This window comes from Hoeflea sp. Naph1 (assembly GCF_046837775.1).
Lineage (GTDB): Bacteria > Pseudomonadota > Alphaproteobacteria > Rhizobiales > Rhizobiaceae > Hoeflea.
In genome coordinates this window covers 3,616,681-3,640,229 of sequence record NZ_CP177286.1, presented here as the reverse complement: position 1 = coordinate 3,640,229, position 23,549 = coordinate 3,616,681, and the positions used below count along the sequence as shown (strand labels likewise).

Below are 23,549 nucleotides of genomic sequence, written 5' to 3'. Positions count from 1 at the left end.
GACCGCCCGTCAGAGGTGAGATTTCTGGGATGCCCGGTTTATGCGCCCGGGTTCTTGTAGAGGCCGCGCCAGTCGATGGCCTTTGCGCCGAAGTCGAGGCGGCACTTGATCTCGACGCCGTCGACGTCGAAGCCGTTGCGCGTCTCGATGTATGCACCTTGCTGGCCCTCCAGATAGGCGTATTCGATGGTGTCGATCTGGTTCGGGCTGGCCGCCAGATACCAAGCGGTCTCGCTGGCGGCATCGAGCCGGGGCTCGCTGATCGGAGCGAGCGTCCGGATCGACTGCGGCACGACGCTGGACGTCGCAGCGGGCACGAGGTTCTGGGCCACCAGCTGCTCGGCCTTCAGTTCCAGCGAGGCGGGCACGATCAGGAAGGCGGGGCGGACGTTCAGCACCGTCTTCTTGTCGAGCCCGGTCTGCTTGGCCATGGCGGCGCGGGCCGCACCAACCGCCTCGACCGCCAGCGCCGCCCCGGTGCCCGCAAGGTTCTTGTGGGTGGTGTGGAACAGCGCGTTTCCGTCGGCCATGGCCGGGTTGGCGGTGATGATGCCCCACACCACGTCCGACTCCAGCTGCGCGATGGAGTTGCCGTACATCGCGGGGATCCGGGTGAAGGCGTCGAGATCGTCGTTGATCAGCGTCTGGCGGGTGATCGCGACCACCCGTCCATAGGTCTTGACCTTGTAACTCTCCTTCGACTCCCCGAGCGTCCCGCGCTTGAACTCGCCGCTTTCCCCGACCTCCAGCAGCTGCGGCGCCTCGCCGAGCTGGACCCGGTGCATCGCCTTGAAATCGGTGGCGAGCACCTGGCGGCAGAACAGCATGAAGGTGCGGGGATAGGCCTCGTAGGCCTGCCGCAGGGTCTTGTTGGTGACCGCCGACAGGATCTCGGGGAAGTCAGAAGTCGAATGCAGCGCGCGCGTCGCCACCTCGTCGCGCGACAGGCCGCGCGTGTTGACCCCGGCATTGCCGAGGCTTTCGCGGGCGAGCTCCAGCAGGGTCATGCCGCGGTACTGGCGGGCGACGTCTTCCAGCTGGAACAGCGTCGGGCTGTAGCGGTGCAGCAGCGCGTTCGCCACCGCGTCCCGACGGGTGATGCGCTCGTCGCGGCCGCCGAGCGGGACGGAGACATGGGGGAAGGTCCGGGTCTCGTCGGATTTCGCAGCGACCTGGTCGAGGATCAGGCGGCGGGACTCGTCGACGCTGACGCCGCGCTTGACCAGATCCTCGGCGAAGCCGCGCTCGAGGTTCAGCCGCCCGGCCAGATCGTAGATGGTGGAGACGCGGTCGCGCTCGGCCTCGCGGGCGCGGGTGGCGACCGCTTCGGTGTCGGGCGCAGCAGGAGCATTGGCCTTCGGCTGCGTGCGGGTTTCGCTCGTGCGAACCTGCGGTTCAGCGTCGCCACGCTGCGGCTCGGTCGTGGTGGCCTTCGGCTCGGTCATAGGGGTGTCCTCGGTCGCGACAGAGTCGCTGGGCTTTTCATTGGCCGGTTCGGCCGGGTCATTGGATTTGTCCGTCATCGGGATGGCTCCTGTTTGGGTGGGTGGGACGTCCCGGCGGTGGAGGACGCAGTCGTGAAGTGGGGATTGGGCGCGGAAGCCTGCGGCGGGGTCGGCCCCGACCGGCACGGCGGACACCTCGAAGGGCGTCCAGTCCACCGCGCGCCAAAGCTCGCGAGTGGCTTCGGGTTTCGAGACCTCGAAGCGGTGGACCTGGTAGCCGATGGAGACAGCGCGGATGTGCCCGGCCTGAATGTCGCGCCAGATCGGCTCGACGTCGGCGCGCTCGGAGATGCGCACCAGCGCAATGCCGCGTCCATTCTCGATCCGCGCCGTACCCGGCACGACCGAGCCGATCACCGCATCGAGCGTGTCGAGCTCGTGCACCTTCAGGAAGGGCGCGCCCGCGTTCAGCCGATCGAGCCGGACATGGGCGGGATCGAGGCTCAGTTCCTCGTCATAGGGCTCGCCGAAGAAGGTCGCGCGGCGCACGCGGGCCCCGGCTGACCACACCACCTCGACGGTGCGGGTGTCGGCATCGGCCGTGTTCGGCGCAAGCTCCGCCGACCGGCGCATGGCTGGCAGTTCGATCATCGTGTCCATGGGATCAGTCCTGTTGGTTGGCCTGCGCCGGGTCGGTTTCATCCGCTTCGGCGGGATCGTTCGTCGGATCGCTGGTCTGCGCGCTGCCGGTCTTGGTGACGCGGCGCGGATCGCTGTCGAGCACCAGCCCAAGCGCGTCGAGCTTGGCGTTGGTGGCTGCGATCTCGGCCAGCACCGCGTCGGGGTTCCGCCCCTGCCGGGCGATCACCTCCGCCAGCGTCATGGTGCCGGAGCGGATCGACAGCAGGTTCGCCATCGCGTCCTTGTGCGGATCGACGGCCTCGAACTTCGGTGGCGACCATTCGACCGGCACGGTCGGCGACGGGATCTGCCCTGCCGCCCATGCTGCTTCGGTGAACCAGCGCCAGACCGGCGCGCAGAGCATCGGGATGAACAGCTGCCATTGCACGGCGTCGATCTGGCGGCGGAACTCGACCAGGCCCGCCCGGATCGAGGAATAGTTGACCTGGCTGAGATCGCCGGTCAGCAGCTCGTAAGGCACCCGGAACCCGGCCGAGATCGTGTGCAGGCTGGCCCGCTTATATTCGCCGTAGCCGCCTGTGGCGGAGGGCTGGTTGAATCGGATGTCCTTGCCGCCCCGCGCATAGGCTATCAGCCCCGGCTCGAACTGCTCCACTCGGTTGCCGTCTGCATCTACCACGGAGGGGGCGATGCCCTGCTGCGCCTCGTCGTCGCCAAAGACGATGGCCGTAACGCAGGCCTCAGTCTTCTTGCGAACGAGTTCGGCCACCTCGTAATCGTCAAGATCGCGCAAACTGCGGATCACCGGCGCGCCCCAGGGAACGCCGCGCGCCTGCGTGCGCTGCTTTTCATAGACATGGGCAATCTCGCTCGCAGGCACCGGGCGGCTCTGCAGGCCATTCTGCAAGGCACCGTAGGCGTCACCCGGATGCTCGGCATGCAGCCAATAGGCCCGGCGCTTGCCGACCGGGTCGAACTCGATCCCCTGGACCAGACGTCCCGCGCCAATGGCGCCGGATTTCGTGGCGTCGAGGAAGTCGGCCTCCAGCACCTGCAATTGCAGCGGCACTGGCAGGCCGTCGCTCGCGCGCCGGAGGCGGCGGCGCACCAGCACCTCACCCGCCTCGACCATCTCGCGGCAGATCAACGTCTGCAGACCGTAGAAGTCCAGTTGGCCGTCGGCGTCGCAATCCGCCGTCCAGCGCTCAAAGAGCGCATCGACCTTCCGGTCCAGTGTGTCATCGCCGCTGGCGGCGCGCGGCATGATGCCCGCGCCGATGATGTTGTTGACCAGCACCGCAACGGCCTTTGCCGCATGCGGGTTGTTGCGCACCAGATCACGCATCCGGTCGCGCAAGAGCGCCCCGGCGACGCCGATCTCGGTGTCGGCGGAGGATCCCGGCGCCCGCCAGCCCTCGGTCCGCCGCCCGCGCGCAGCCCCATCATAGCCCCGCGTCAGGGTCTCGAAGGCCTGACGCGCCATCACGCGGCGCGCGGCCATGCGCGGGGCCACCGTTGCGATGGCGTGGTCGAACCAGTTCGCCGACATCAGCGGTCCCCGCGCGAGAAACCCGCCAGACTGGCCACCGACAGCGGTCGGCTAACGCCCGCGATGGCGCGCTCGATGGTGCGGATGCGGCCCAGCAGATCCGCGGCCGAGCCGTAATCCACCGACTTGCCGTCATAGCTGACCCGGGTCGTGCCGCTGGCATAGGCCCGGCGCAGCGCCGAGAGCTCGGTTTCCGTCCAGTCCATCATGCTCAAAACCATCCTTCGCGCCGCCCGAGCCAGTCGGAGCGGCGCTTGCCCTGCGGGGCCTGTCCCTGCCGGTTGATCTGCCCGGCTGCATCGCTGTCGGTGGGCGCTGCCCCGAGCTGATCCTCGAGGTCGCGCCATTTCTCGTCGGGCCAGCGGTCTGCGCCCGCGATCCAGGCGGCGCCGCGGGCATAGACCCGGCAGTCCAGCGCCTCGTTGCGTTCCCGAAGCTTCTGCCATTCCAGCCGGGCGAACCCGCGTTTCGTGCGCACGGTCACCAGTTGTTCGGCCACGAACTGCTTCAGCCATTCATTCTCGACCCAATGCGGCAGATGCACCGAGCCGGGCGGGAACGCGGCCCCATCGGCCATCTCCTCCTCGGTCGGGCGCGCCAGCCGCAGGAAGCGGTAGGTTTCGGCCTTGAAGGTCGAGACCGCCACGGTCCAGAGCCGCGCCCCGCGCCGCAGGCGTTTGCCGCCCTCGGTCGCGTCGACGAAGGTCGGCCCCGACACCGGGCTGGAGCGGTTGAAGCCCTCGACGCCCTTCACCGGCGACACCTGCGCGAAGCCTTGCGCCCGCGACCAGGAATAGACCGCCGGAGCCTCGTAGCCGGTGTCGATGGCGAGCCGCGCGATCCGCAGATGCGCGCCGCGTTCATGCGGCCAGGACCGATCCAATAGTGCCGTCAGCTCCGACCACGAGTCATGCCGGTCGGGCCCGCCTTCGATGACAACGTGATCGACGAGCCAGCTTTCGAGCCCGCGACCCCACGCCCAGACATCGACCTCTATCCGGTCCTTCTGAACGTCGGCTCCCGCGGTCAGGAACAGTCCGCCTGCAGGCACCGTGCCGGATTTCCAGCGCTCGCGGCGGTCGTAGAGCCGCTGCCAATCCGGTGCTTCCCCAGTCTCGACCCATGTCTCGCCGAGGATCGTGTTGCGGAAGGCCTTGATCGCCTCGTCCGACCCCTGCGCCGCGTCCCATGCCCGCACGATCCGCTCCCAGCTCAGCCAGCCGATCGGCGAATAGAGCGCCGAGAGGTGATACCCGACCGTGGTCGGATCGGCGGCAGTGGCGGTCGCCCGCCATTCGCCGCCTTCCAGCATCGCAGTCTTGTGGTGTTCCGCGATTGCCGCGTCGCAGCCCTCGCAATGATATTCAGCCGTCTCCGGACGACCCTTTTGCCAGCGCAACCGCTCGAACTTCAGCCATTGCACCTGACCGCAATGCGGGCACGGGACGAAGAACCGGCGCTGGTCGCTCGCCTCGAACTCCCGCTCGATGCGCGACAACCCCCGGATTGTCGGGGTCGAGACCAGGAACACCTTGCGCCGGTGGGCGAAGGTCAGCGACCGCGCCTCGGCCAGCGTGACCGGATCGCCTTCCTCGTCGGCCGAGGCCGGATAGGCGTCGACCTCGTCGAGGAAGATGTAGCGCGCCGGGGTCGAGCGCAGCCCGACCGCCGAGTTCGCCCCGGTCATGATGAGGATGCCGCCCGCGAATTCCTTGGACAGCATCGTGTTACCCGCATCGCGGGACCGCGCGGGTTTGATCCGGTTCCGCAGTCCCGGGCTTTCGTCGATCAGCGGGTCGATCCGCTGGCGCGAGTTGCGCTTGGCCAGTTCGACCGTCGGCTGGACAGCCAGCATAGGTCCCGGAGCCTGGTGGATCGCAAAGCCGATCCAGTTGTTTCCGGCCTCGGTCGCGCCGACCTGTGCGGCCTTCATGAACACGATGCGCTGCATCGTGTCGCCGGGCGAAAGGCGATCCATGATCTCGCGCATGTAGGGCGTGCGCGCGGTGCGATAGCGCCCCGGTTCGGCCGAGGCGCGGCCGGAGAGCATCCGGTGCCGGTCCGCCCATTCCGACACGGTCAGGTCCGGGTCGGGCCGGAGCCCGTTGCCCCAGGCGCGCAGGATCTCACCCGCGCCGTCGAAGTCGGTCAGGCCATCGCCGTTCTCATCGGAAGTCGGGCCGGACCTCGGCGAGATCGTCGAGGTGGGCGCGTACATGTTTCTCCAATGCCTTCTGCATGGCGGCAGGCTCTACGCCGAGATCGGCCGCCATCAGCGCCGCCGCGCGCACGGGCCAGTTCACCCATGCATCCCGTTCCTCCCGCGCGAGCCGGAACACCAGCGCCAGCGCGCGGGCCCGCTCGATCAGTTCCCCTTTGAGCTTCTGCAGCCGGATGCGCCGCTCCTGCGCCTTCAGCACTTCGTTCGCCGTCTTGGCCTGCAGGAAGGTCGTGCCGCCGCCGACCGCCAGACCCTGTTCGCGCAACGTGTCGCCGACAGCGGCCACCGCCGCCGCGGGGACGGGTTTCAGCTTCGGCGCAGGTGGCTTCCTGGTCTTCGACGGGTCCGTCGTCTCCGCCCGCCGACGGTCTGAGGCCGCAGCGTCGATGGAACCGTCGGGAAGCAGCACGAGCCGTTCGGCGGTCTTTGCCTTCTGGATCGCGCCCCGCGACAGCCCGACATGGGCGGCGTACTGGCGCTCGCTCATGCCCTGCATCGATGACTCCGATTATCATTCAAAATCAGTTTCTTATTGAGTTGATAAGCATCGCGAGCGGAGCGAACGTCATTCCGACGACGATGCAACTCGACCCAAGGAGCCAGCCCGATGACCCGCCGCGCGACCGACAATACGAAAGCCCTCGACGCCTTCATCGTCGCGAAGACCGAGATCGACGCGATGCTGGAGCGGCTCGCCGCCCTCAGCGCCGACCACTTCGAGACACACCCCGACGAGATCAACTGGGGCCATGTCGGCACCCTGAACCACTACCGCGCCAAGCTGCGCGAGATCACCGACATGGCCTTCAGCGAAGGCGAACACGCCGAGTAAGACGACCCGCTCCCGGTCCCGCCCGCCGACTGGCGGGCTCGACCTCGTAGAAGGGCCCGCATTCCGCGCGCCCCGATACGGGAGACGACGATGACCAAGCTTTCCGACACCCAAGCCGTGATCCTGAGCGCTGCCGCCCAGCGGCCCGAGCACATCGCCCTGCCGCTGCCCGAGAGCCTGCGGGGCGGCGCCGCCGCCAAGGTGGTCAGCGCGATGCTCGCCAAGGGCTTCCTGCAGGAGGTCGACGCCGACATGCGCAACCGCGAGCCCGTCTGGCGCGAGACCGGCGACGGCCACGGCGTCACGCTGGTCGTCACCGACACGGGCCTCGCCGCCATCGGCTTCGAACCCGAGGACGTGAACACCGCGCCTTCGGGCGCGACGGACGCGCCCACTGATGCGCCCGCACCGGAAACCCGCACCGAGCCGGAGGCCGCGCCCAAGGCGCGCGCGCCGCGCGAGGGGACCAAGCAGGCCACGCTGATCGCCATGCTGCGCGCACCGGATGGCGCGACCATCGAGGAGATCATGGCCGCGACGAACTGGCAGTCGCACACGGTGCGCGGGGCGATAGCAGGGGCGCTGAAAAAGAAGCTCGGGCTCGAAGTCACCTCGGAGAAGGTAGAGGGGCGTGGGCGCGTGTACAAACTCCCTGCCGCCTGACGCACCGGACCCCGACAAGTTGATGGCCGCCGTCCTCCGGGACGGCGGCAGTTCTTTCGGAGAGTTGTCGCTCTTTAATTGTGGCTATCTGCTCTTGTACGGAATCTGGTGAAAGGGCAACCTACGGTAATAGAACCGACGCGATCGAATCCGCCGCGCTTCGTTGAGGCAGCGGCCACTCTATGGAATTGGGCCTCGCATGGACGTATTGCATTTTTTCAGAGAGCGCACCCGGTTCATCAGGCAGTTCTATGATACGGCCGCTGGTCCGTTTGATGGGATCATGAAGGCCATTGAGGACAGGCTGCCGCCATTTGATAACCCTCCATACAGCGAAGATGGTGAGCCAGCGTATCTAGTCGAGTGGCTCGAGGCATCGGAAGGCCTTGAGTTACTGGGTCGTACCTGCTTGTCGATGCTTTCACCCTCACTGCAGCTATTTTTCAGAACCTGGGAGAAACAAATCGGCGTGCAGTGGGAAAAGGGCGAGCGAAAGAAGGCATTTCAGAGAGGCTTTATTGAAGGGTACATGAATTGCTATGAGCAGGTTCTTCAAATTTCACGCCTAGATTGCCCAGCAGATCTCGGTTTGGTTGAGCAGATCACGCTAGCGCGTAACAGAGATCAGCATCCAGAAGAGATAACGTCAATGCGAGTTACCCACTCCAAGGCAGATATAGAAAAGCATACTTCTCTGTTTTTCATGAGTGAACAAGATCGTTCGATGTTTAGTGATGCCGATCTCGTAAATCTCTCGTTCTTGAGCCCGGCAGTACACGTGTCACGGGATCAGCTTTATGCAGCAATCGATGAAACAGAGAAGCTTGCGGATTGGCTCGATGGCCATTTGATCAAAGCACGTTGGAAACGCTGACAAACATTGAGCGGCGTCATGTTGTTTGAGCGGATGCGCTTCAACCATCACTAAAATGCTGCGTCGCTCAGTGCTGTACTACTGTGTTTTGCTAACTCTAATCGCCTCGAACAGTCGCCGCAGGGTAAAAGACCGCGCGATGCTCACCAACGTGAACACCGCGCCCATCTTCAGGTTCTGCGCCAGCGTCGTGTGCAGCCCGAACACCGGGAAGATCAGGATCTGTGTAACCACCGTGACGCCGTAGCCCACCGCGACGTTGGCGATGGCCTCGACCAGCGACATGAGGCGCGACTGTTTCATGCCGCCGCGTCCTGATCCTTCGAAGTCTCGCCCAGCCGCTCGGTTCTCACCTGCGCGAAGGTCCGGCCATCGCCGTCGAGGACCGCCTCGCGCCCCGTGTCCGCCTGCCAGCGTTCCACGGCGACGTCGACATAGGCGGGGCTGATCTCCATCGCAAAGACGCGGCGGCCGTTGGCTTCGCCTGCGATGATCTGCGAGCCAGAACCGGAGAACGGCTCGTAGCAGAGGCCGCCGCGGGCGACGTGCTGACGCATCGGGATCCCGAAGGCGTCGAGCGGTTTCGGCGTCGGGTGGTCTGGCCGGTCATCCTTGGCAAAGCTGGGCAGTGCCCATGTCGATGGCAGAGTTTCTTTGGCAACCTTCGGCGGGCGGTTCGGACGGCGCCAGCCCATAAAGCACGGCTCGTGCTTCCAAAGGTAATGCGACCGGGTTAGAACCCCTCGGTCCTTCACCCAGATGATCTGCTGGTGAACGAAGGCCCCAGCCTTTTCCCAGCAGGCTTCCAGCATCGCCTGGCGGCGGGAGGCGTGCCAGCAATACCAGGCGGCGTCTTCGGCAATTGCCTCTGCCACAGCAGCGGCGATGAAGCCGTTGTAGAGCTCGGCTCCCTGCGAACTGTCATCCCAGGTCGTGCTGTAGGACGCTGACCAGTCCTTGTTCCGGGTCGGATGGTTCGATCCGTCGTAATCCACAAGATACGGCGGGTCGGTCGCGAACAGGATGGCCCGCTCGCCGTTCATCAGGCGGCGGACGTCTTCATGGCTGGTTGCGTCGCCGCAGAGCAGCCGGTGGTCGCCGAGGATCCAGAGATCGCCCGCGCCCGAGGCCGGGTTGCGCGGCGGCTCGGGGATGGTCACCGGCGGCACGCCGGCACCGCCACCTTCCTCGCTGTCGCCTTCGGGCACGAATGCCAGCAACTTGTCCAGTTCGCCGTCGGAAAACCCGACCAGCGACAGGTCGAAATCCTCGGCCAGCAGGTCGTTCAGCTCCGCCGACAGCAGCGCCTCGTCCCAGGTGCCGAGTTCCGTCAGCTTGTTGTCCGCGATCCGGTACGCCCGGCGCTGTGCCTCGGTCAGATGCCCGAGCACGATCACCGGCGCTTCGGTCAGTCCCAGTTGCGTCGCGGCCAGCACGCGCCCGTGCCCCGCGATCAACTGGCCGTCCTCGGCGACGAGGCAGGGCACCGTCCAGCCGAACTCGGCCATGCTGGCGGCGATCTTCGCGACCTGGTCCGCGCCGTGCGCCTTCGCGTTCTTCGCGTAGGGCTGGAGGCGCGACAGCGGCCACGTCTCGATCGCGTCCGGGGCGAAGCTCAGCGTCATGGTGGGCAAGATTCCTCGGTCGGGTGGATGCCGGTGGCTTCCGGACTCCGGATGCCGGGCCGGACTCCACGCGGGGTCCAGCGGCCACCAGCGGTGTCCGGTCGGAAGGCCAGCGTTCATTGGTGTTTGCGCGCGGCTCGGGTGGGTCCGGCTTCCGGGTGGCTTCCCAAAAATCCGGGCCTGTCGCTGGCGATTTCCCGCGCTTCGCCCGCCAGCATACAAATATCGCCAGGAAGGAACCGCAAACTCGCCAGATTGGCTCGCGGTCGTGTCTCACCTGAGCTTATCGCCACTATAGACCTGCTCGACCCATTCTGTCCGAGCGAAAACTGTATGGCGGACATTTCACGCAGGACTTCGCGTTGCCTCAGAAGCGTTGGCAAGCTCAATGATCCGCCGCCTGGAAAGCTTGCGGTTGAACCGCTGCTGGTTGAGCGTCAGGGCGATCATGCACAGGCCATACATCCAGTTCTCATGCGCCGCAGAACGCTGCAGACCGACTTTCCAGCAGATCGTCTTCCATGGAATGTTGCGCGCGCGCATCCAGATGATAGTGCCTTCAATAGGCTCAAGACCGAACGTCCATTCCAGCGCCGCTTCCATCCGGCTGATCGCGGCGGGGGAGGGCGGTGGCATGGATGTCTTCCTCGGTTCTTGCTCCACAAGGTCCGCAAAGTCGTGCCGGTATTGGGGCCACGTGTTGAAATATCCCAGGCGGCGGTCCTCCGGCAGTCGCTTCAGGACGGAAGCGGCCTCGGCCAATCGCAGCTCCACCAGTTTCGGTGTCCAGATGGTCTCGTTCACGCTCGCTCGTCCTTTGCTTCTGGTCGACCGTAGAGCTTTTCACCGAGCTGACGCACCAGTTCTCGCTCCGGCCAAGTCAGCCTGTGATCATCCAGGGAAACAGCGAGCACGCGCTGCTCCCGCCAGCCATCGCGCTTGACCAGGTCAACCGACCGGCGATTGCCTCCAAAACCACGGGGCGTAAATTTCATAGTCTCTCTCCGTTGGCAGGGTTGCGAATTTTCTGTCTCGTTTGTGCCGTGACGCTTCTGCGACCGGCTGTTAAGGTCCAAGTCATTGATTGTGCTCGCGTGACGCACCGGAGCGGGGATCTTCTGCATATGTGCGCGCACGTATGCGTGAAGGATTGGCACCTGCTGCGACACGCAAGCACAATCAATGGGTTAGTGTGGTTTCTTGCGTCACCCATGCGTCACCTCACCGTCACCGTCCGCCAAGTGACTTGCATTCCGGGGCAGCACCATGCCGATGAAAAATCGACCGTCGCGGCGGCGGCGGTATTCGACGCCGGTGGCGTTGGCTGTAACGCGCTGGACGAATGCGTTGATGGAGGGGAGGGTGCGTTCCGCGAACCCCTCCGATAGTGCCCAGTCTCGAAACTCATCGAATGCAAATCGTGTTGCGATGCGCGGGGACTGGTCAACGATCTGGCGGGATCTAACCCGCTCTGCGAGCCAGGCAAGGACGGGATCTGCACCGAACAGCCAGTCGTTCATTGCAGTCTTGCTGGTCGGCGGCAATGTGAACCCCTTCTGTCGAATGAGCCGCGACGCGCCACCCACCGCCCAGGCCAGCAACTGGTCCGGCTCCTCCTCACCAATTCGCCGACCAATGGCCTCTATGCGTTCCTCGCAGGGAATGACGCGATTGAAGCCTATGACGAGCAGGCGGCGCTGTACGCCACGGTCCATGCCACCCTGAAACACAGGCAGTGTGTTGGTTGCAAAGACGTGCTGCGCCAGTGGCCGAAATTCGATGCGCGACTTGTAGACATCCCTGCCTTGAACAGGTTCACCAGTGACGATCGCCTTGAAGGTGTCGGAGGCTATTGCCGACGATGAGGAGAGTTCGTCGCTTGCATTCAGGAGCTTTCCGACTAGACCTACAATATGGCGTTCGTCGCCCATGCGGCTTGCGGTCACCGATGCGATGGCCGATTTGGGCAAGACGCCGCGCATGAGATCAAGCACCTGGCTTTTTCCGTTTTCGGCGGTCTCTCCCTTGAGAATGACCGCCCGAGGCTGTCTCAGGCGCGTTGCATGACCAAGAGCGGCGGAGCCAGCCACTTCCGCGAGCAAATCGATCTTCTCGCCGGCATCATCGTCGCCGCGGAAAACACCGCCGAGAAGGCGCCCCAGCAGTGACCCCTCGATGGGCTTGGGGGACTTCCCAGCTTCCCAGCATCCCGCAAGCGTATGGCGACATCGATGATCACGGTGATGTGGCTCAATCCGCGCCACACCTTGCGTGTCAAACCGAATGAATCCGTTGGTGCAGTTGATCCCGATAGCTGCATCGGCGAAGAATTCAGATGCGGAGACGAGTGCCGCCAGTTCATTGAGCGCGGAATCGATCCGTGACCTAGATAGTTTGACCCGGGATGGCTCGCCGGAAGGCGATCTGAACGCGGCACCATCATAGACGTGGACGGCAATTCTCAACTCATGATCCGGAATGGCCTTCCAGCACGTCTGCTCATGACGCCAGAACCGGCCCTCTGTCTGAACAATGTCGCCGTAGCACCGCTCCAGATCTTCGCGGACGCGGCCGGCGATCTCGACATCGGAACCGATGTCTAGCTGATAGCCTTCCGAAACAGATGCACCCGGTACATTCAGCGCAGCCAATCGGTCCAACGGGTCAGCCCTCATCGACGCGGCTCCTGCGAGCGATTTCGCGTGCAGCGATGCTCCTGACGGTGGCAACGACCTCATCATCCTCAAGAGGCGGCTGGCAGTGCAGGCGATTCCAGCTGATGACGAGTGATAGGCAAACACGCGGATCGATGCGTGCTCGCAGCAGATGGCCGGTCAGACGCGCGACCGCGTCGTTGCGCTGGCCTTCTCCATGCATCCCTGCAACATGGGCTCGCCAGTTGCTTGGCTTGGAGGCAGTTCCCTTTCTCGTCCTGGTGCCATTTGTGATCCGTGCCTTCAGCCAGGCGGGGACGTCGGCAAGTGGAAGATCGTCGGGATGATGGTCAACGGAAATCGCATAGTTCCGTCCGCAGATGTGCCGCGACGGCGGAGCCACAATGTAGCCGCCATCGCCGCGAACATCGATACCTCGCCCAAGCGCGCCGGCGCTGTTGCGAACCGTCCCACCAGGATGCCGGAACAGGATGTGCTCGCCGCCACCACCAGTAAGAAATCGCCAGGTCGCCGGAAGCGCGCCGAATTGCCTTTCCAGTTCGGCCAGGGCGAAATCGCCCTCATGGCGGGGATCGATATCGAGCACGATGACCCCGCTGGCGACACCCGTGGTAATGCCGATGTTGAGCGCCTCGTTGCCGACCCATCCGTGGATCCTCGACCGGTCCTTGCTCGCGTCGAGAAGGCCGCGTGGGACAAGCCTTCCATAAGGATGCTTGGCGGCCTGGCGGCAATCCGTCCTGCCGCACGAGCATTGAAGGCCGCGTGGTCCCAATACGGGATGATGAAGCGGCAGGACCGCCATGCCGAGCGCAACGTATGAAAGCGCATGATCAATCAGCGGCTGAGGCAAGGCTCTTCCCCCGAAATCGCTGGGCTTTGGATTGAGGCTGGGAGGCGCCTGTCCTTCGGGGACGCATCACAGCAAGATATTCGAAGTGATCCGGTCCCAGACGCCGCTGAACGAGATGGACGATCCGCGCTTCACTTGCACACCATGCGAGGTTGGCGATCGCCATAAGCTTGCGGTGGGCAGCGATCGACAAGTTGATGTTGGTCTCTGCCACATCGAGACTGAGAAACCCGACGTGGTACTGGATGATGCTGCCGGGCTCGGCGACGGCCAGCCAGAGACTGAATGCCTCTTCGGAGAGCGGCGCGTCATGCGTCTTGTGTGGGACAATCATGGGCATTTATTCGGCGTCCTCTATCGTGGAACCTGCCGATCTCGGATTTACAATCATCACTGGCTGCTCCGGTCGGCCGCTTGGCGTGAGAATGCCGGAAGCCCGAAAGTGCTGCACTACGAACGGCTTCGCGCTCCTACTTGCGAGAATGAATGAGAAGCAGAGCGACAACAAAGTTACCGACACGAAGATCAGCGTATGATTGCGTAAAGCGCTATCGGTCATCAGCGTCGCTCCTGCGTCGCCTTCAATTGCTGCTCTTCATGCTCGATAATGTCTTCGAGCCGGTAGATGACCCTGCCGCCGACCTTCAGATAGGCCGGACCTTCACCAAGCCAGCGCCAGCGTTCCAGCGTGCGTGGACTGATCTTCCACCTGCGGGACAACTCGACCTGATTGAGATGACTGACAGCCTGCATGGAAATTCTCCTTCGAAACTACCCTTGAGCCGCCATTGGCTCGCTTCAGGAGGTCGATTTTCGATGGAGCGCGCAGAAAACGATATTCTCAGCGCGGATATTTCGTGTGACACGAGTGAACGCGGTCACACCGAAAACGCGGCGTTGTCAGATGTTTGGTGTGACGGTTTCGTGCAGAGCCTGTGACATCACGCTGTGGGTGCCACGAGGTCGGCGCAGCTGACCTCGCACAGTGCGGGTGCCAGCCGATAGCCTTCTCGTGCTCGGTTCTCGATAAAATCGTCGATTTCGAGAATGATGCCCTGATCTACGGCCAGTCGATCTGAAACCTCCCTGCGCAAGCGCGTCACACGCTGACGCAGACTTTGCTCATCTACCCCGAGTTCGTTCGCAAGCTTCCACGCCTCGATGAATGGAACTTCCGACATACTAGCCTTGGCAGATCGATGGTGCGGCAGGAGGGCCTTGAACAGTTTGAAATTGGCGCCTTCGAGCCAGAATTCTCCACCAAGGCAGATACTCTGAGCTTCTTCGTCAACGGCGAACATGCAGACCGGCGTGTCAAGGCGGTCCATGAAGTCTGCAAGCTGACGATCGACGTCATTGGTTGGAGGTGCCGGAATGGTGGCGCGACTGAGACAGAGGGACAGCAATGATCCCGGCGGTAGCGTACTGCGCACCACGGCAGACTGCTCGCTCACCAGACCGGCGGATATGACCGACAGCACGTCTCGCGCGTGCCGGCGATGCAGATCGAAGATTTGGTCTCGCGCAGCATCATTGGAAAGCTCGGGAAAGAAGCTCAGTGCCGCGGCGACTTGGGGAAACTTCTCATCGAACTGACGACATTGGCAGCTGTCAATCGTCTGACAAAACTTCACATAGGCCACCGCCATCCGCAGCTCCTCGTGCAGGGACCGATCGCCCGTCAACAGATCCAGTTCGTAATTGCTCTCGGGCTCATACTCACCTGCGCGGGCGGAAAGAATGGCGAAACGCCTGTCAATGCACTGCGAACAGACACCGCAGTGCCTCACTTCTTTCGTCCACTGCATCGGATGTGCACAGCTGACGGTACCCCCGATCAGATGCCCGAATCCTTGCTGGACAATTCGCTCGACGATGTCCCGCTTGGTCAGCCAGATATATGGTGTTCGCACCTCGATTGGCTCCTCTGCGAGGAGGGAGAAAATCTCTGCGAACCCTCGGATAACCTTCGGATGGGTGGTTCTGGTGGCCCGACCGCCGAGAACATCCTGCGCGATCGGGAGGTTGAAGCTGACGATGCCGTTCTCGAAGAACGTAAAGCCACCCTTGCCGAACATGCGGGCGATCACGTACGCGAGGCTCGCATAAAGGAACGAGCGCGTACGCTGCGTGTACTCGGTCGCCTGAACGCCGCAATTCGTGATGTTGACCGGTACATATTGAACCCGGCCCGGCGCAACGGCATGCTTCAGGTGTTCAAAAAGAGCTTTTTGGGCTGCAAAGACCTTGGGTGACGAGTGATGCCCGACCAGAGCCGTTCTGTGGCCATTGGCAACAATAAATTCGATTGCGCCCGCAAAGGAGTCCAGCCCGCCGGAAAACAACGCGACCTCTTCGATGTCACCGGCTTGGTCGGACAGTTGCTCGAAATAGGCGTCGTTCTCGGCAAACGGCTCATCGGCCCGGACAAAGGTGAACTCGTAGGTATCGTCCGAGAGAAAGCCGATGGTCTTGCGTAGAGCGTCCTGGAGCTCGCTTCCGGACCATACATCCGGATTGCGGACCGGTATGGTGAAATGCATGGACCTTCGCCAGGCAGCGCCCGCTTGGGAGAGGGTATCAGTGCCACGAGAGGCACGCTGATCGGCGCAATAGATGTACGCGGCAATCTCGAGCAGATCGAATAGAAGGCTCGGGATATTGCTGACCATTGACCGGCTGATGTCTGTTATCTTTAACCTGATGTTGTTATCGGGCCCGTGGGCCTGAAGGCTCAAGCGTGTGGAAGCCGGGTCAGATTCCGAATGCGGCACGCCACCGCAAGCAAAATAAAACTGTCTCACGGCTGCAGCCCGCTGCGACGCGAGAGTTCGCTTCTGATCTTTGTGAATGCATGAGCGGCAAATCCGGTCGCATCGAGGCGTGAAAGGTCCCTGTTCTGATGAAATCTGTTCTTGCCCAGCCAGTCTTTGGCGAACGCCCGCATGATGACGGTCGTTTCGTTGCAATGCTGCGAGATCGTTTCGTCCAAGGTCCTTGTATCGGCCACTGATTGAATCGCTGCACCGGGCCCGACCTGTTCGGGAATAGCGCGGTCCAGAAAATACTGGAGGTGACCGGCCAGGAGTTTCGTGAAAAAGCGCTGGGTCAGCTCACCGAAACGCTCGGTTGAAGCAAATGTGGCCAGCGTTGTGCGTTCATCCTCACGCGTCGGTGCCCATAGCGATGGGCTTCGATCGTTCATCAGGCTTCTGAGTGCCGAAATGGCTGCGTTTTTTGCGATCAACCCGAAATCGCTGAGCGACTTGTCCTTCCGATGACGAACATCTTCCAGGGCGCCGTCGATCGCTGCCAGGATGTCCGTAAGGGTCGGGTCATTCGGAACCTTCAGCCCAAGCTTGCTCAGCTCCCCTGCAAAGTCGTCTTCCCGTGCAGCCTGCGGAACCTTTAGGAAGAGCCAGAGAGCTTCGATGAAGGCTGGATCTTTTACGGCATCCGCCAATGAGCGATCGCATGCCCTCTCAACCGCTTCGGCTAGGCTAGAGATCTCGATCTCTGCCCCACCAAGCAGCTTGACGACATCCTTCCATTTCCGCGTCGCCGGAAGTCTGCCCAATCGCACGTGCCCCATCGCCCGGACCTCGCTCATCACGAATTGCAACAATAACGGGAAATGGTGCTCTGCACAAGTTAAGGAAGTTTTAACGAGCAGGCGCAGAAAAGTGATGAACTAAACACCAAGCGTATTCCGTGCGGCCGCAAAAACCACATAACTGGACTTGCATTGCCGGTGGATTAGTTTCAGTCGAAACTGCCGTTGAACAGAAACTCCGATCGCTGGCTGCTTCGTTTCAGACAGTCATCGATATGCTTTTCGAAGCGAGGTGTACTTATGCTCTCGCGAATCTCGAATTGGATTGCAAGCCGCCGAACCAGACGGCAGTTTGTTTGCGACGACGCGCAACAGCTGCTCCAGCGAGATCCGGTCAACGCTTACTATGATGCCCAAAGAGCAGCAGCTCGTGCGCGCCTGGCCGGCGAGCCCATTTTCGCGTTCCATTGGGCGAAGGTGGCAGCGGAGATAGCTCGAGTCAGCGATGCGGAGATGGATTTCGATGTCGTTCGGGCGATTGTGGATGAGGAAGAACGACCGGCGGCACAGGTCGACCAGCCTTAGAACTGTTTCGCAGCCGTGCTTTTGTCTTCGCGGTGCCTCCGTCAAGCCGTTGCAGTGTCTACCTATTTCCTGTTGAGCATGATTTGCTCTGCGTCGAACAAGGACGCAGGAACCCATGAATCCACTTCACGCAAAACATCTGACACCCGCCGAACGCCGCACTGAGCTGTGCCGGTTGCTGGCACTCGGGCTGGTTCGGTTGCGGATGGGGGAGGGGAGCGACAAATCTGACAATAGTGGAGAAGGTTGCCTACACTATCCGCCCGATCAATGCCGTCATGCAACTCCAACTCACCGGAGAAATGCATGAACAAGTCCGATCCCATCCCCGCACGCCTGGCCGCGCTGACGACCGCGCCGACGACAGAGCTGAAGAAACAGTGGCGGGAGCTGTTCGAAAGCGAGCCGCCGCCGTTCAACCGCCGCTACTTGGAGAGCCGGCTCGCGTACCGCATCCAGGAACTGGTCTATGGCGGGTTGAAGCCGGAGACAATCCGGCGGCTGGAGCGGCTCGGCAAGGAACTGGACGGGGGCGACAGGAAGAAGCGCAGCATCCGCGCCGGTCGCGACCGCCCTATCACCGGTACGCGGCTGCTGCGGGAGTGGCAGGGCGTTGAGCAGATCGTAACCGTCACCGCCGACGGCTTCGAATGGCAGGGGCGGCCCTATAAGTCGCTGTCGGCCATCGCCCGCGCGATTACCGGCACGCGCTGGAACGGCTGGATTTTCTTCGGCCTCAAGAACCACAGGGGGCGAACATGACGAAGCCACCGGAAAATTCGAAGGTCGTCCGCAAGCTGCGGTGTGCCGTCTATACCCGCAAGTCCTCGGAAGAAGGGTTGGAGCAGGAGTTCAACAGCTTGCATGCCCAGCGCGAGGCCTGCGAATCTTACGTCGCCAGCCAGCGATCCGAGGGTTGGGTACTGGTGCGCGACCAATATGACGATGGCGGTATCTCCGGCGGGACGCTGGAACGGCCGGGACTGAAACGGCTGCTGGCCGACATCGAGGATGGCTTGGTCGACGTTGTCGTGGTCTACAAGATCGACCGTCTGTCGCGCTCGCTGATGGATTTCTCGAAACTGGTAGAGATCTTCGACCGGAACGGCGTCACCTTTGTCTCGGTCACGCAGTCTTTCAACACGACCACGTCCATGGGGCGGTTGACGCTGAATATTCTGCTCAGCTTCGCGCAGTTCGAACGTGAGGTGACCGGCGAGAGGATCCGCGACAAGATTGCCGCCTCGCGCCGCAAGGGTATGTGGATGGGCGGCTGCCCGCCGCTGGGCTATGAGGTAAAGGACCGCAAGCTGGTGAAAAACCCCGATGACGCCGCACATGTCCGCTGGGTCTTCGCCCGGTTCATCGAGATCGGCTCGGGTACTGAACTGGCGCGCGAACTGGCCGAACGGGGCGTCACAACCAGTCGCGGCCATCGCATCGACAAGAAATTCATCTACCGGATCCTGAACAACCGCGTCTACATCGGCGAAGCAGTGCACAAGGGAACCAGCTACCCCGGCGAGCATGCAGCGATTATCGACCGCGAAACGTGGGACAAGGTGCACAACATCCTGCGGGAGAGCCCCCGCAAACGCGCCGCCCGCACCCGAGCCAACACGCCCGCGCTGCTGAAAGGTCTGCTCTACGGCCCCGACGGTGCGGCTTTCTCGCCCACCCACACCCGCAAGGGCGGGAAGCTCTACCGCTACTACGTCAGCCAGACGGTGCTGAAGCATGGCGCAGGGTCGTGTCCGGTCGGCAGGGTTCCCGCAGGCGAAATCGAGGCGGCGGTCATCGCCCAACTGCGTGCCGTGTTCCGTCAGCCCGAGATCGTGGCCGGGACTTGGAAAGCCGCGCGGGCACATGATGTCGACATCACCGATGCCGAGACGCACAAAGCACTGACCCGAGTCGATCCACTGTGGGACGAGTTGTTCCCCGCCGAGCAAGCGCGCATCGTGTCACTTCTCGTCGATAGGGTCGACATCGGCACCGAAGGGTTGAACGTGCGGTTGCGAATGGACGGGCTGACGGGGCTGGCGCGCGAAATGGGTGCCGAAGTGGGAGAAGCTGCATGACTCGTTCTCGGCCGACCCCCGAAACCATTACCGTCCACGTCCCATTTTTCCACGTGAAGCGCGGCGGACGCAAGGAGATGCAGCTACCGCCGGGTACACCGCCGCAGCACAAGACCGACAACACGCTCATCAAAGCGTTGGCCCGCGCGTTCCGCTGGAAGCGGCTGCTTGGGACGGGGGAGTTCGCCACCATCGCCGAACTGGCCGAACGTGAACGCATCGCGCCCTCTTACCTCACGCGGGTGTTGCGCCTCGCATTTCTCGCGCCGGACATTGTCGAGTCAATCCTCGATGGGCGGCAGGGGCCAAAGGTCACGCTCTCACACCTGGTGGAACCGTTTCCGGCGGAATGGCAGAGACAGCGTGATTTCTTCTCGGGGTAACAATGTCGCGATCCGCCAGTGGCCAAGTTGAACCACGTCAGAACTCGGATGCGTGATGCAGCCGATATCACGACGCGCGCGCATCCCCGATCTGTCCACCGTTGCGCCGGGTTGAATGTGGCGGCCAAATGAGAAGCGCGGCAGAAGGTGCCTCGCGAACGGCACCGTTCTGCTCATCATCATCATTCCACAGTTGTTTCTAAGAGCGATTGTGTCTAGCGTCGCCTGATAGGTTCCTATCACAGCCGGTGGACGAGGATGAACGATCGGACGAAGCCCCGTTCGACAAGACCCACGGACAGAGAGAAGCGGCAGATGCTGCTTCATCTGGACAACGATGTGATCAAGGATCTGAAGAAGGCGGCGATTGATCGCGAATCATCTGCGTCGGCAATCGCGAATGAAGCCATAGACGCATGGCTCAAGAAGAACAAACTGCGCGGGCCGTGACCAAGAGTTACACCTACTGCAGCGACATAGAGATAGGGTGGGCATGACGCTTCCAAACATATTCGACCTCTGCAAACCGCGCGAAGACGTCGTCACAGGTACGATCGCGGATAGCGATTATGCCGCCAATCTCGCAAACGTGCTTACCGGCCGTGCATCACGCGATTATACCGACGCCCCGACCTTTTTTACCAACACCTATCCCACCGAGGGGCTGAAGGAGCTTCTTGTCAACGTATGCGGTCGGCTTTCTGGGCGCGGCGAAAGCGTCTCGGCCGTTTTCCGCCTCGATACCTCATTTGGAGGCGGCAAGACGCACGGCCTGATTGCCCTTGTTCATGCGGCAGCCGGGATGCAGGGTGTATCAAATGTCGCAGAATTCCTTGATCCCAAACTGGTGCCGACGAAGCCTGTCCGCGTTGCCGCTTTCGACGGCGAGAATGCCGATCCGGCAAATGGTCGTCCGATGGGTGACGGGATTCGCGCTCACACACCTTGGGGTGAAATTGCGTATCAGCTTGCTGGGAAGGCCGGATACGAAGTCGTTCGCCAATCGGACGAGCAACGTATCGCCCCGGGCGCTGACACCATCAAGGAATTGTTCGGTTCCGACCCTGTGCTCGTCGTTATCGACGAACTAGGCGAGTATCTCCGGCGCGTACAAAATATGGGTGGGCGTGACCAACTCGCGGCCTTCCTGAAAGCTCTTCTTGCTGCTGTTGAAAGCACTCCGCAGGCAGCAGTCGTCTACACGCTTGCGGTTCGCTCTGATGATGGCAAGGGCATCGATGCTTTCGCGGACGAGAATGAATTTCTCGCAAGTTCCATGTCGGAATTGGAAAGCGTGTCAGGCCGCAAGGCTACTAACCTCAATCCAACGAGGGACGATGAGACCGCGAAAGTTATCCGGCGGCGCCTGTTTGCCTCGATTGATGATTCCCGCGCAACTGAAGTCATCAACGCATATCGCGAACTGTGGACAGCCCATAGAAACATCCTATCGGAAGAAGCCAAGCGCTCGACCACGAGCACAGAGTTCGCACAGACCTATCCGTTTCACCCCGACGTCCTGGATACACTGACCGGGAAAACAGCTACACTCGGCGGCTTCCAGCGTGTGCGTGGCATGTTGCGAATTCTGGCGAAGACCGTTGCGACCGTCTGGGCGAACCGGCCTCCTGATTCGTCCGCGATCCACCTGCATCATATTGATTTAGGATCGGATGTCATTCGCCGCGAATTCACAACGCGCCTGCAGCAAGGCGCCTTCGTGCCGGCGATACTTAACGACATTGCAGGCCCCCCCGAGAAGCTGGCGTTGGCCCAAGAGCTGGACGCGACAAACTTCAAGGGGCTGCTCCCTTATGGCACTTACGTCGCTCGCACGATCTTCATTCACACCTTGGCGTTCAACAACGAGCTGAAGGGCGTCGCAGCCGACCACCTGCGCTATTCCATCCTGAGCCCTTCGGCGGATCTCTCCTTTATCGACGATGCAAGGACGAGAATTCGTGCAGAATCCGCCTACCTTGATGATCGGCCGAACGCGCCGCTGCGCTTCAACGCCGAAGCAAACCTTACCCAGGTGATCGGACGGGAAGAGAAGAACATCGATCCTGGCGAGGCGCGAACCCAGCTTGTGGACCGGGCAAAGGCAATTTTTGGCGGGCAATCCTTCGACCTCGTGCCTTTTCCGGGCGGGCCATGGGATGTCCCGGATGACGTGTCGGACGGCAAGCCCCGGCTTGTTTTGCTTTCCCACGACGCGCTGGAAATCGGCGCCGATCTCCGCGAGATCCCGGAAATTGTCGGTCGCATGTTCGAACGTAAGGGCGCAGACGGAAACGGACTGCGATCCCTCAGAAATAACTTGGTCTTCGTCATAGCGGACGAGACCAAGGTCAACGAGATGAAACGCGCTTCCGTGCGCCGTCTCGCCCTTCAAGAACTGAAGCGACCGGAGCGTGTCAGAGAACTTGCCGAGCATCAGCAAGCCAAGGTCTTCGAACTCGAAAAGAAATCCGAGACTGAGGCTGCTATCGCGATACAGCAATGTTATCGCCACATCCTTTATCCATCGCGAAATGCGCTGAGTGGTGCCGGTTCAGTGCAGCTAGCACATTCGGTTATCGATATTCAGAACGCCTCGGAGCGCCCGGGGTCAGGCCAGCTTCAGGTGGTTCGTCAACTGCAAAGTCAGAACAAGGTTCGCGACGCTTCCGACTCGCCCGATTCCCCGTCCTATATCCGCGACCGAACACCCTTGAAGAAAGGCCAGATGACAACGCGCGATCTTCGCGATGAATTTCGCCGCGATCCGTCGCTCTCAATCCTTCTTTCGGATGACGTGTTCCGTAAGGCGATACGAAAGGGCATCGAAGAAGGCGTCTACGTCTACAAGCGTGGCGATCTTCTTGCTGGCCAAGGCGATCCGATGCCCTCGATCAACATCGATGAAGAGACGACGATCTTCACGATGGACTTCGCCAAGACCAAGGGCATGTGGCCTCGGCCGGCGCCCGCGGCAGCGGCCCAGCCTGCATCGGCTGGAACTGGCGCTGCAATTTCGAGCGAACCGTTCCCGCCGATTGGTGGAGCTCAATCACAAGGGTCGGCTCCCGGCTTGGGCGAGCCACCACAAGGTGGCCCGGACGGAGTTGTGGCAGCGAGTGCTAAGGTCTTTGCCGCCGAGGGCGTGCTGAAGGAAGCGCTGCGCAGAGTGATAGAACAGGCCAAGTCTGCGAAGCTCGAACAGGTGGATCGCGTGGTGATCCGCCTGTTCGAATATGGTGACGCTTTCAAGCTGATCCCGATCGCAAATTCTGTCGCCGGAACAAAGCGGACGGTGAAGATTGCAGGAAGCTTTATCACAACGCAAGACAGTGAAATGCAGTTCGAATTCAGCGGCGTTGCGCAAGATGCATCGACGATGAAGGACTACCTCGAGCCTCAATTCAGGGCAGCGAAAGAGACTGATCTGCAAACCAGCATTTACTTTGATTTCGAAGGCGGGCTCGCCCTGAATGGGGATGCCGCGGACAAATTCATCGAAAAGTTGACGCGCTTTGCGAGTGCGGCGGCGTATGTCGAAGCGACGGCGGAGGTGAAGTGATGCGTG

General features: G+C 62.1%; 24 protein-coding genes. 9 read left to right on the top strand and 15 right to left on the bottom strand.

The window, feature by feature from the left end; translation table 11 throughout:
- Window positions 1-38: 38 nt before the first annotated feature.
- Genes ACK6D9_RS17490 through ACK6D9_RS17470 form a run of 5 tightly spaced genes read right to left on the bottom strand, consistent with a single transcriptional unit; the run spans window position 39 to window position 6,353 of the window.
- A complete protein-coding gene (locus tag ACK6D9_RS17490) occupies window positions 39-2,105 on the bottom strand; it encodes a prohead protease/major capsid protein fusion protein (protein WP_412049486.1) in 2,067 nt (688 codons plus the stop codon).
- Between the two features lie 4 nt (window positions 2,106-2,109).
- Window positions 2,110-3,636, bottom strand: a complete 1,527-nt coding sequence (locus ACK6D9_RS17485) for a phage portal protein (protein WP_412049485.1) — start codon at window positions 3,634-3,636, stop codon at window positions 2,110-2,112.
- A complete protein-coding gene (locus ACK6D9_RS17480; protein ID WP_412049484.1) occupies window positions 3,636-3,845 on the bottom strand; it encodes a phage head-tail joining protein in 210 nt (69 codons plus the stop codon). Before ACK6D9_RS17480 ends, ACK6D9_RS17485 begins: the two co-directional genes overlap by 1 nt.
- A gap of 2 nt (window positions 3,846-3,847) precedes the next feature.
- Window positions 3,848-5,854 carry a phage terminase large subunit family protein gene (locus ACK6D9_RS17475; RefSeq protein ID WP_412049483.1) on the bottom strand — a complete coding sequence of 669 codons (2,007 nt, stop codon included), beginning with the start codon at window positions 5,852-5,854 and terminating at the stop codon, window positions 3,848-3,850.
- Complete coding sequence (locus ACK6D9_RS17470) at window positions 5,802-6,353, bottom strand: hypothetical protein (protein WP_412049482.1); 552 nt, start codon at window positions 6,351-6,353, stop codon at window positions 5,802-5,804. Before ACK6D9_RS17470 ends, ACK6D9_RS17475 begins: the two co-directional genes overlap by 53 nt.
- 111 nt (window positions 6,354-6,464) lie before the next feature.
- Between ACK6D9_RS17470 and ACK6D9_RS17465 the strand changes: the two genes are divergently transcribed.
- The 3 genes from ACK6D9_RS17465 to ACK6D9_RS17455 all read left to right on the top strand — a co-directional run bounded on the left by ACK6D9_RS17465 (window position 6,465) and on the right by ACK6D9_RS17455 (window position 8,226).
- Window positions 6,465-6,689 carry a hypothetical protein gene (locus ACK6D9_RS17465; RefSeq protein ID WP_339832757.1) on the top strand — a complete coding sequence of 75 codons (225 nt, stop codon included), beginning with the start codon at window positions 6,465-6,467 and terminating at the stop codon, window positions 6,687-6,689.
- Window positions 6,690-6,779: 90 nt separating this feature from the next.
- A complete protein-coding gene (locus ACK6D9_RS17460; RefSeq protein WP_412049481.1) occupies window positions 6,780-7,352 on the top strand; it encodes a DUF3489 domain-containing protein in 573 nt (190 codons plus the stop codon).
- 199 nt (window positions 7,353-7,551) lie between these two features.
- On the top strand, window positions 7,552-8,226 hold the full coding sequence (locus ACK6D9_RS17455) for a hypothetical protein (RefSeq protein ID WP_412049480.1): 675 nt from the start codon (window positions 7,552-7,554) through the stop codon (window positions 8,224-8,226).
- Between the two features lie 78 nt (window positions 8,227-8,304).
- Here the strand turns inward: ACK6D9_RS17455 and ACK6D9_RS17450 are convergent, their stop codons facing one another.
- The 5 genes from ACK6D9_RS17450 to ACK6D9_RS17430 all read right to left on the bottom strand — a co-directional run bounded on the left by ACK6D9_RS17450 (window position 8,305) and on the right by ACK6D9_RS17430 (window position 11,941).
- Window positions 8,305-8,529 carry a hypothetical protein gene (locus tag ACK6D9_RS17450; protein WP_412049479.1) on the bottom strand — a complete coding sequence of 75 codons (225 nt, stop codon included), beginning with the start codon at window positions 8,527-8,529 and terminating at the stop codon, window positions 8,305-8,307.
- Entirely contained in the window at window positions 8,526-9,851 is a 1,326-nt protein-coding gene (locus tag ACK6D9_RS17445) for a site-specific DNA-methyltransferase (RefSeq protein WP_412049478.1), read from the bottom strand. The genes ACK6D9_RS17450 and ACK6D9_RS17445 overlap by 4 nt, the downstream gene beginning before the upstream one ends.
- Before the next feature lie 345 nt (window positions 9,852-10,196).
- Window positions 10,197-10,655, bottom strand: a complete 459-nt coding sequence (locus tag ACK6D9_RS17440; RefSeq protein ID WP_412049477.1) for a DUF6362 family protein — start codon at window positions 10,653-10,655, stop codon at window positions 10,197-10,199.
- Entirely contained in the window at window positions 10,652-10,846 is a 195-nt protein-coding gene (locus tag ACK6D9_RS17435; RefSeq protein ID WP_412049476.1) for a hypothetical protein, read from the bottom strand. The genes ACK6D9_RS17440 and ACK6D9_RS17435 overlap by 4 nt, the downstream gene beginning before the upstream one ends.
- Before the next feature lie 210 nt (window positions 10,847-11,056).
- Window positions 11,057-11,941 (bottom strand): DUF5906 domain-containing protein, encoded by an 885-nt coding sequence (locus ACK6D9_RS17430; RefSeq protein ID WP_412051840.1) that lies wholly within the window; start codon window positions 11,939-11,941, stop codon window positions 11,057-11,059.
- A 141-nt stretch (window positions 11,942-12,082) separates the two neighbouring features.
- Between ACK6D9_RS17430 and ACK6D9_RS17425 the strand changes: the two genes are divergently transcribed.
- On the top strand, window positions 12,083-12,235 hold the full coding sequence (locus tag ACK6D9_RS17425; protein ID WP_412051885.1) for a hypothetical protein: 153 nt from the start codon (window positions 12,083-12,085) through the stop codon (window positions 12,233-12,235).
- A 280-nt stretch (window positions 12,236-12,515) separates the two neighbouring features.
- Here ACK6D9_RS17425 and ACK6D9_RS17420 read toward each other — a convergent pair whose 3' ends face one another.
- From ACK6D9_RS17420 to ACK6D9_RS17400, 5 genes are all read right to left on the bottom strand, one after another.
- Entirely contained in the window at window positions 12,516-13,331 is an 816-nt protein-coding gene (locus tag ACK6D9_RS17420; protein ID WP_412051839.1) for a bifunctional DNA primase/polymerase, read from the bottom strand.
- 28 nt (window positions 13,332-13,359) lie between these two features.
- Window positions 13,360-13,713: a hypothetical protein gene (locus ACK6D9_RS17415; protein WP_412049475.1), complete on the bottom strand. Its 354-nt coding sequence runs from the start codon at window positions 13,711-13,713 to the stop codon at window positions 13,360-13,362.
- 224 nt (window positions 13,714-13,937) lie between these two features.
- Window positions 13,938-14,132 (bottom strand): helix-turn-helix transcriptional regulator, encoded by a 195-nt coding sequence (locus tag ACK6D9_RS17410; RefSeq protein WP_412049474.1) that lies wholly within the window; start codon window positions 14,130-14,132, stop codon window positions 13,938-13,940.
- Between the two features lie 188 nt (window positions 14,133-14,320).
- Entirely contained in the window at window positions 14,321-16,051 is a 1,731-nt protein-coding gene (locus ACK6D9_RS17405) for a 7-cyano-7-deazaguanine synthase (protein ID WP_412049473.1), read from the bottom strand.
- Between the two features lie 128 nt (window positions 16,052-16,179).
- Window positions 16,180-16,989 (bottom strand): hypothetical protein, encoded by an 810-nt coding sequence (locus tag ACK6D9_RS17400; protein WP_412049472.1) that lies wholly within the window; start codon window positions 16,987-16,989, stop codon window positions 16,180-16,182.
- An 834-nt stretch (window positions 16,990-17,823) separates the two neighbouring features.
- On the opposite strand from ACK6D9_RS17400, the gene ACK6D9_RS17395 reads away from it, so the two are divergent.
- From ACK6D9_RS17395 to ACK6D9_RS17375, 5 genes are all read left to right on the top strand, one after another.
- A complete protein-coding gene (locus ACK6D9_RS17395) occupies window positions 17,824-18,279 on the top strand; it encodes a DUF2924 domain-containing protein (RefSeq protein ID WP_412049471.1) in 456 nt (151 codons plus the stop codon).
- Complete coding sequence (locus tag ACK6D9_RS17390) at window positions 18,276-19,598, top strand: recombinase family protein (RefSeq protein ID WP_412049470.1); 1,323 nt, start codon at window positions 18,276-18,278, stop codon at window positions 19,596-19,598. The genes ACK6D9_RS17395 and ACK6D9_RS17390 overlap by 4 nt, the downstream gene beginning before the upstream one ends.
- Entirely contained in the window at window positions 19,595-19,981 is a 387-nt protein-coding gene (locus tag ACK6D9_RS17385; RefSeq protein WP_412049469.1) for a hypothetical protein, read from the top strand. The genes ACK6D9_RS17390 and ACK6D9_RS17385 overlap by 4 nt, the downstream gene beginning before the upstream one ends.
- A 315-nt stretch (window positions 19,982-20,296) precedes the next feature.
- Entirely contained in the window at window positions 20,297-20,431 is a 135-nt protein-coding gene (locus tag ACK6D9_RS17380) for a hypothetical protein (protein WP_412049468.1), read from the top strand.
- Between the two features lie 43 nt (window positions 20,432-20,474).
- Window positions 20,475-23,543: an ATP-binding protein gene (locus tag ACK6D9_RS17375; protein ID WP_412049467.1), complete on the top strand. Its 3,069-nt coding sequence runs from the start codon at window positions 20,475-20,477 to the stop codon at window positions 23,541-23,543.
- Window positions 23,544-23,549: the final 6 nt, after the last annotated feature.

Excerpts from the sequence above, each read along its gene's own strand:
- ACK6D9_RS17375 (WP_412049467.1), top strand. The coding sequence starts at position 20,475 with ATGACGCTTCCAAACATATTCGACCTCTGCAAACCGCGCGAAGACGTC.
- ACK6D9_RS17450 (WP_412049479.1), bottom strand. The coding sequence starts at position 8,529 with ATGAAACAGTCGCGCCTCATGTCGCTGGTCGAGGCCATCGCCAACGTC.
- ACK6D9_RS17380 (WP_412049468.1), top strand. The coding sequence starts at position 20,297 with ATGCTGCTTCATCTGGACAACGATGTGATCAAGGATCTGAAGAAGGCG.
- ACK6D9_RS17400 (WP_412049472.1), bottom strand. The coding sequence starts at position 16,989 with ATGAGCGAGGTCCGGGCGATGGGGCACGTGCGATTGGGCAGACTTCCG.
- ACK6D9_RS17490 (WP_412049486.1), bottom strand. The coding sequence starts at position 2,105 with ATGGACACGATGATCGAACTGCCAGCCATGCGCCGGTCGGCGGAGCTT.
- ACK6D9_RS17455 (WP_412049480.1), top strand. The coding sequence starts at position 7,552 with ATGGACGTATTGCATTTTTTCAGAGAGCGCACCCGGTTCATCAGGCAG.
- ACK6D9_RS17395 (WP_412049471.1), top strand. The coding sequence starts at position 17,824 with ATGAACAAGTCCGATCCCATCCCCGCACGCCTGGCCGCGCTGACGACC.
- ACK6D9_RS17480 (WP_412049484.1), bottom strand. The coding sequence starts at position 3,845 with ATGATGGACTGGACGGAAACCGAGCTCTCGGCGCTGCGCCGGGCCTAT.
- ACK6D9_RS17390 (WP_412049470.1), top strand. The coding sequence starts at position 18,276 with ATGACGAAGCCACCGGAAAATTCGAAGGTCGTCCGCAAGCTGCGGTGT.
- ACK6D9_RS17445 (WP_412049478.1), bottom strand. The coding sequence starts at position 9,851 with ATGACGCTGAGCTTCGCCCCGGACGCGATCGAGACGTGGCCGCTGTCG.
- ACK6D9_RS17415 (WP_412049475.1), bottom strand. The coding sequence starts at position 13,713 with ATGATTGTCCCACACAAGACGCATGACGCGCCGCTCTCCGAAGAGGCA.
- ACK6D9_RS17425 (WP_412051885.1), top strand. The coding sequence starts at position 12,083 with ATGATCACGGTGATGTGGCTCAATCCGCGCCACACCTTGCGTGTCAAA.
- ACK6D9_RS17385 (WP_412049469.1), top strand. The coding sequence starts at position 19,595 with ATGACTCGTTCTCGGCCGACCCCCGAAACCATTACCGTCCACGTCCCA.
- ACK6D9_RS17410 (WP_412049474.1), bottom strand. The coding sequence starts at position 14,132 with ATGCAGGCTGTCAGTCATCTCAATCAGGTCGAGTTGTCCCGCAGGTGG.
- ACK6D9_RS17475 (WP_412049483.1), bottom strand. The coding sequence starts at position 5,854 with ATGTACGCGCCCACCTCGACGATCTCGCCGAGGTCCGGCCCGACTTCC.
- ACK6D9_RS17460 (WP_412049481.1), top strand. The coding sequence starts at position 6,780 with ATGACCAAGCTTTCCGACACCCAAGCCGTGATCCTGAGCGCTGCCGCC.
- ACK6D9_RS17485 (WP_412049485.1), bottom strand. The coding sequence starts at position 3,636 with ATGTCGGCGAACTGGTTCGACCACGCCATCGCAACGGTGGCCCCGCGC.
- ACK6D9_RS17470 (WP_412049482.1), bottom strand. The coding sequence starts at position 6,353 with ATGCAGGGCATGAGCGAGCGCCAGTACGCCGCCCATGTCGGGCTGTCG.
- ACK6D9_RS17405 (WP_412049473.1), bottom strand. The coding sequence starts at position 16,051 with ATGGTCAGCAATATCCCGAGCCTTCTATTCGATCTGCTCGAGATTGCC.
- ACK6D9_RS17465 (WP_339832757.1), top strand. The coding sequence starts at position 6,465 with ATGACCCGCCGCGCGACCGACAATACGAAAGCCCTCGACGCCTTCATC.
- ACK6D9_RS17435 (WP_412049476.1), bottom strand. The coding sequence starts at position 10,846 with ATGAAATTTACGCCCCGTGGTTTTGGAGGCAATCGCCGGTCGGTTGAC.
- ACK6D9_RS17420 (WP_412051839.1), bottom strand. The coding sequence starts at position 13,331 with ATGGCGGTCCTGCCGCTTCATCATCCCGTATTGGGACCACGCGGCCTT.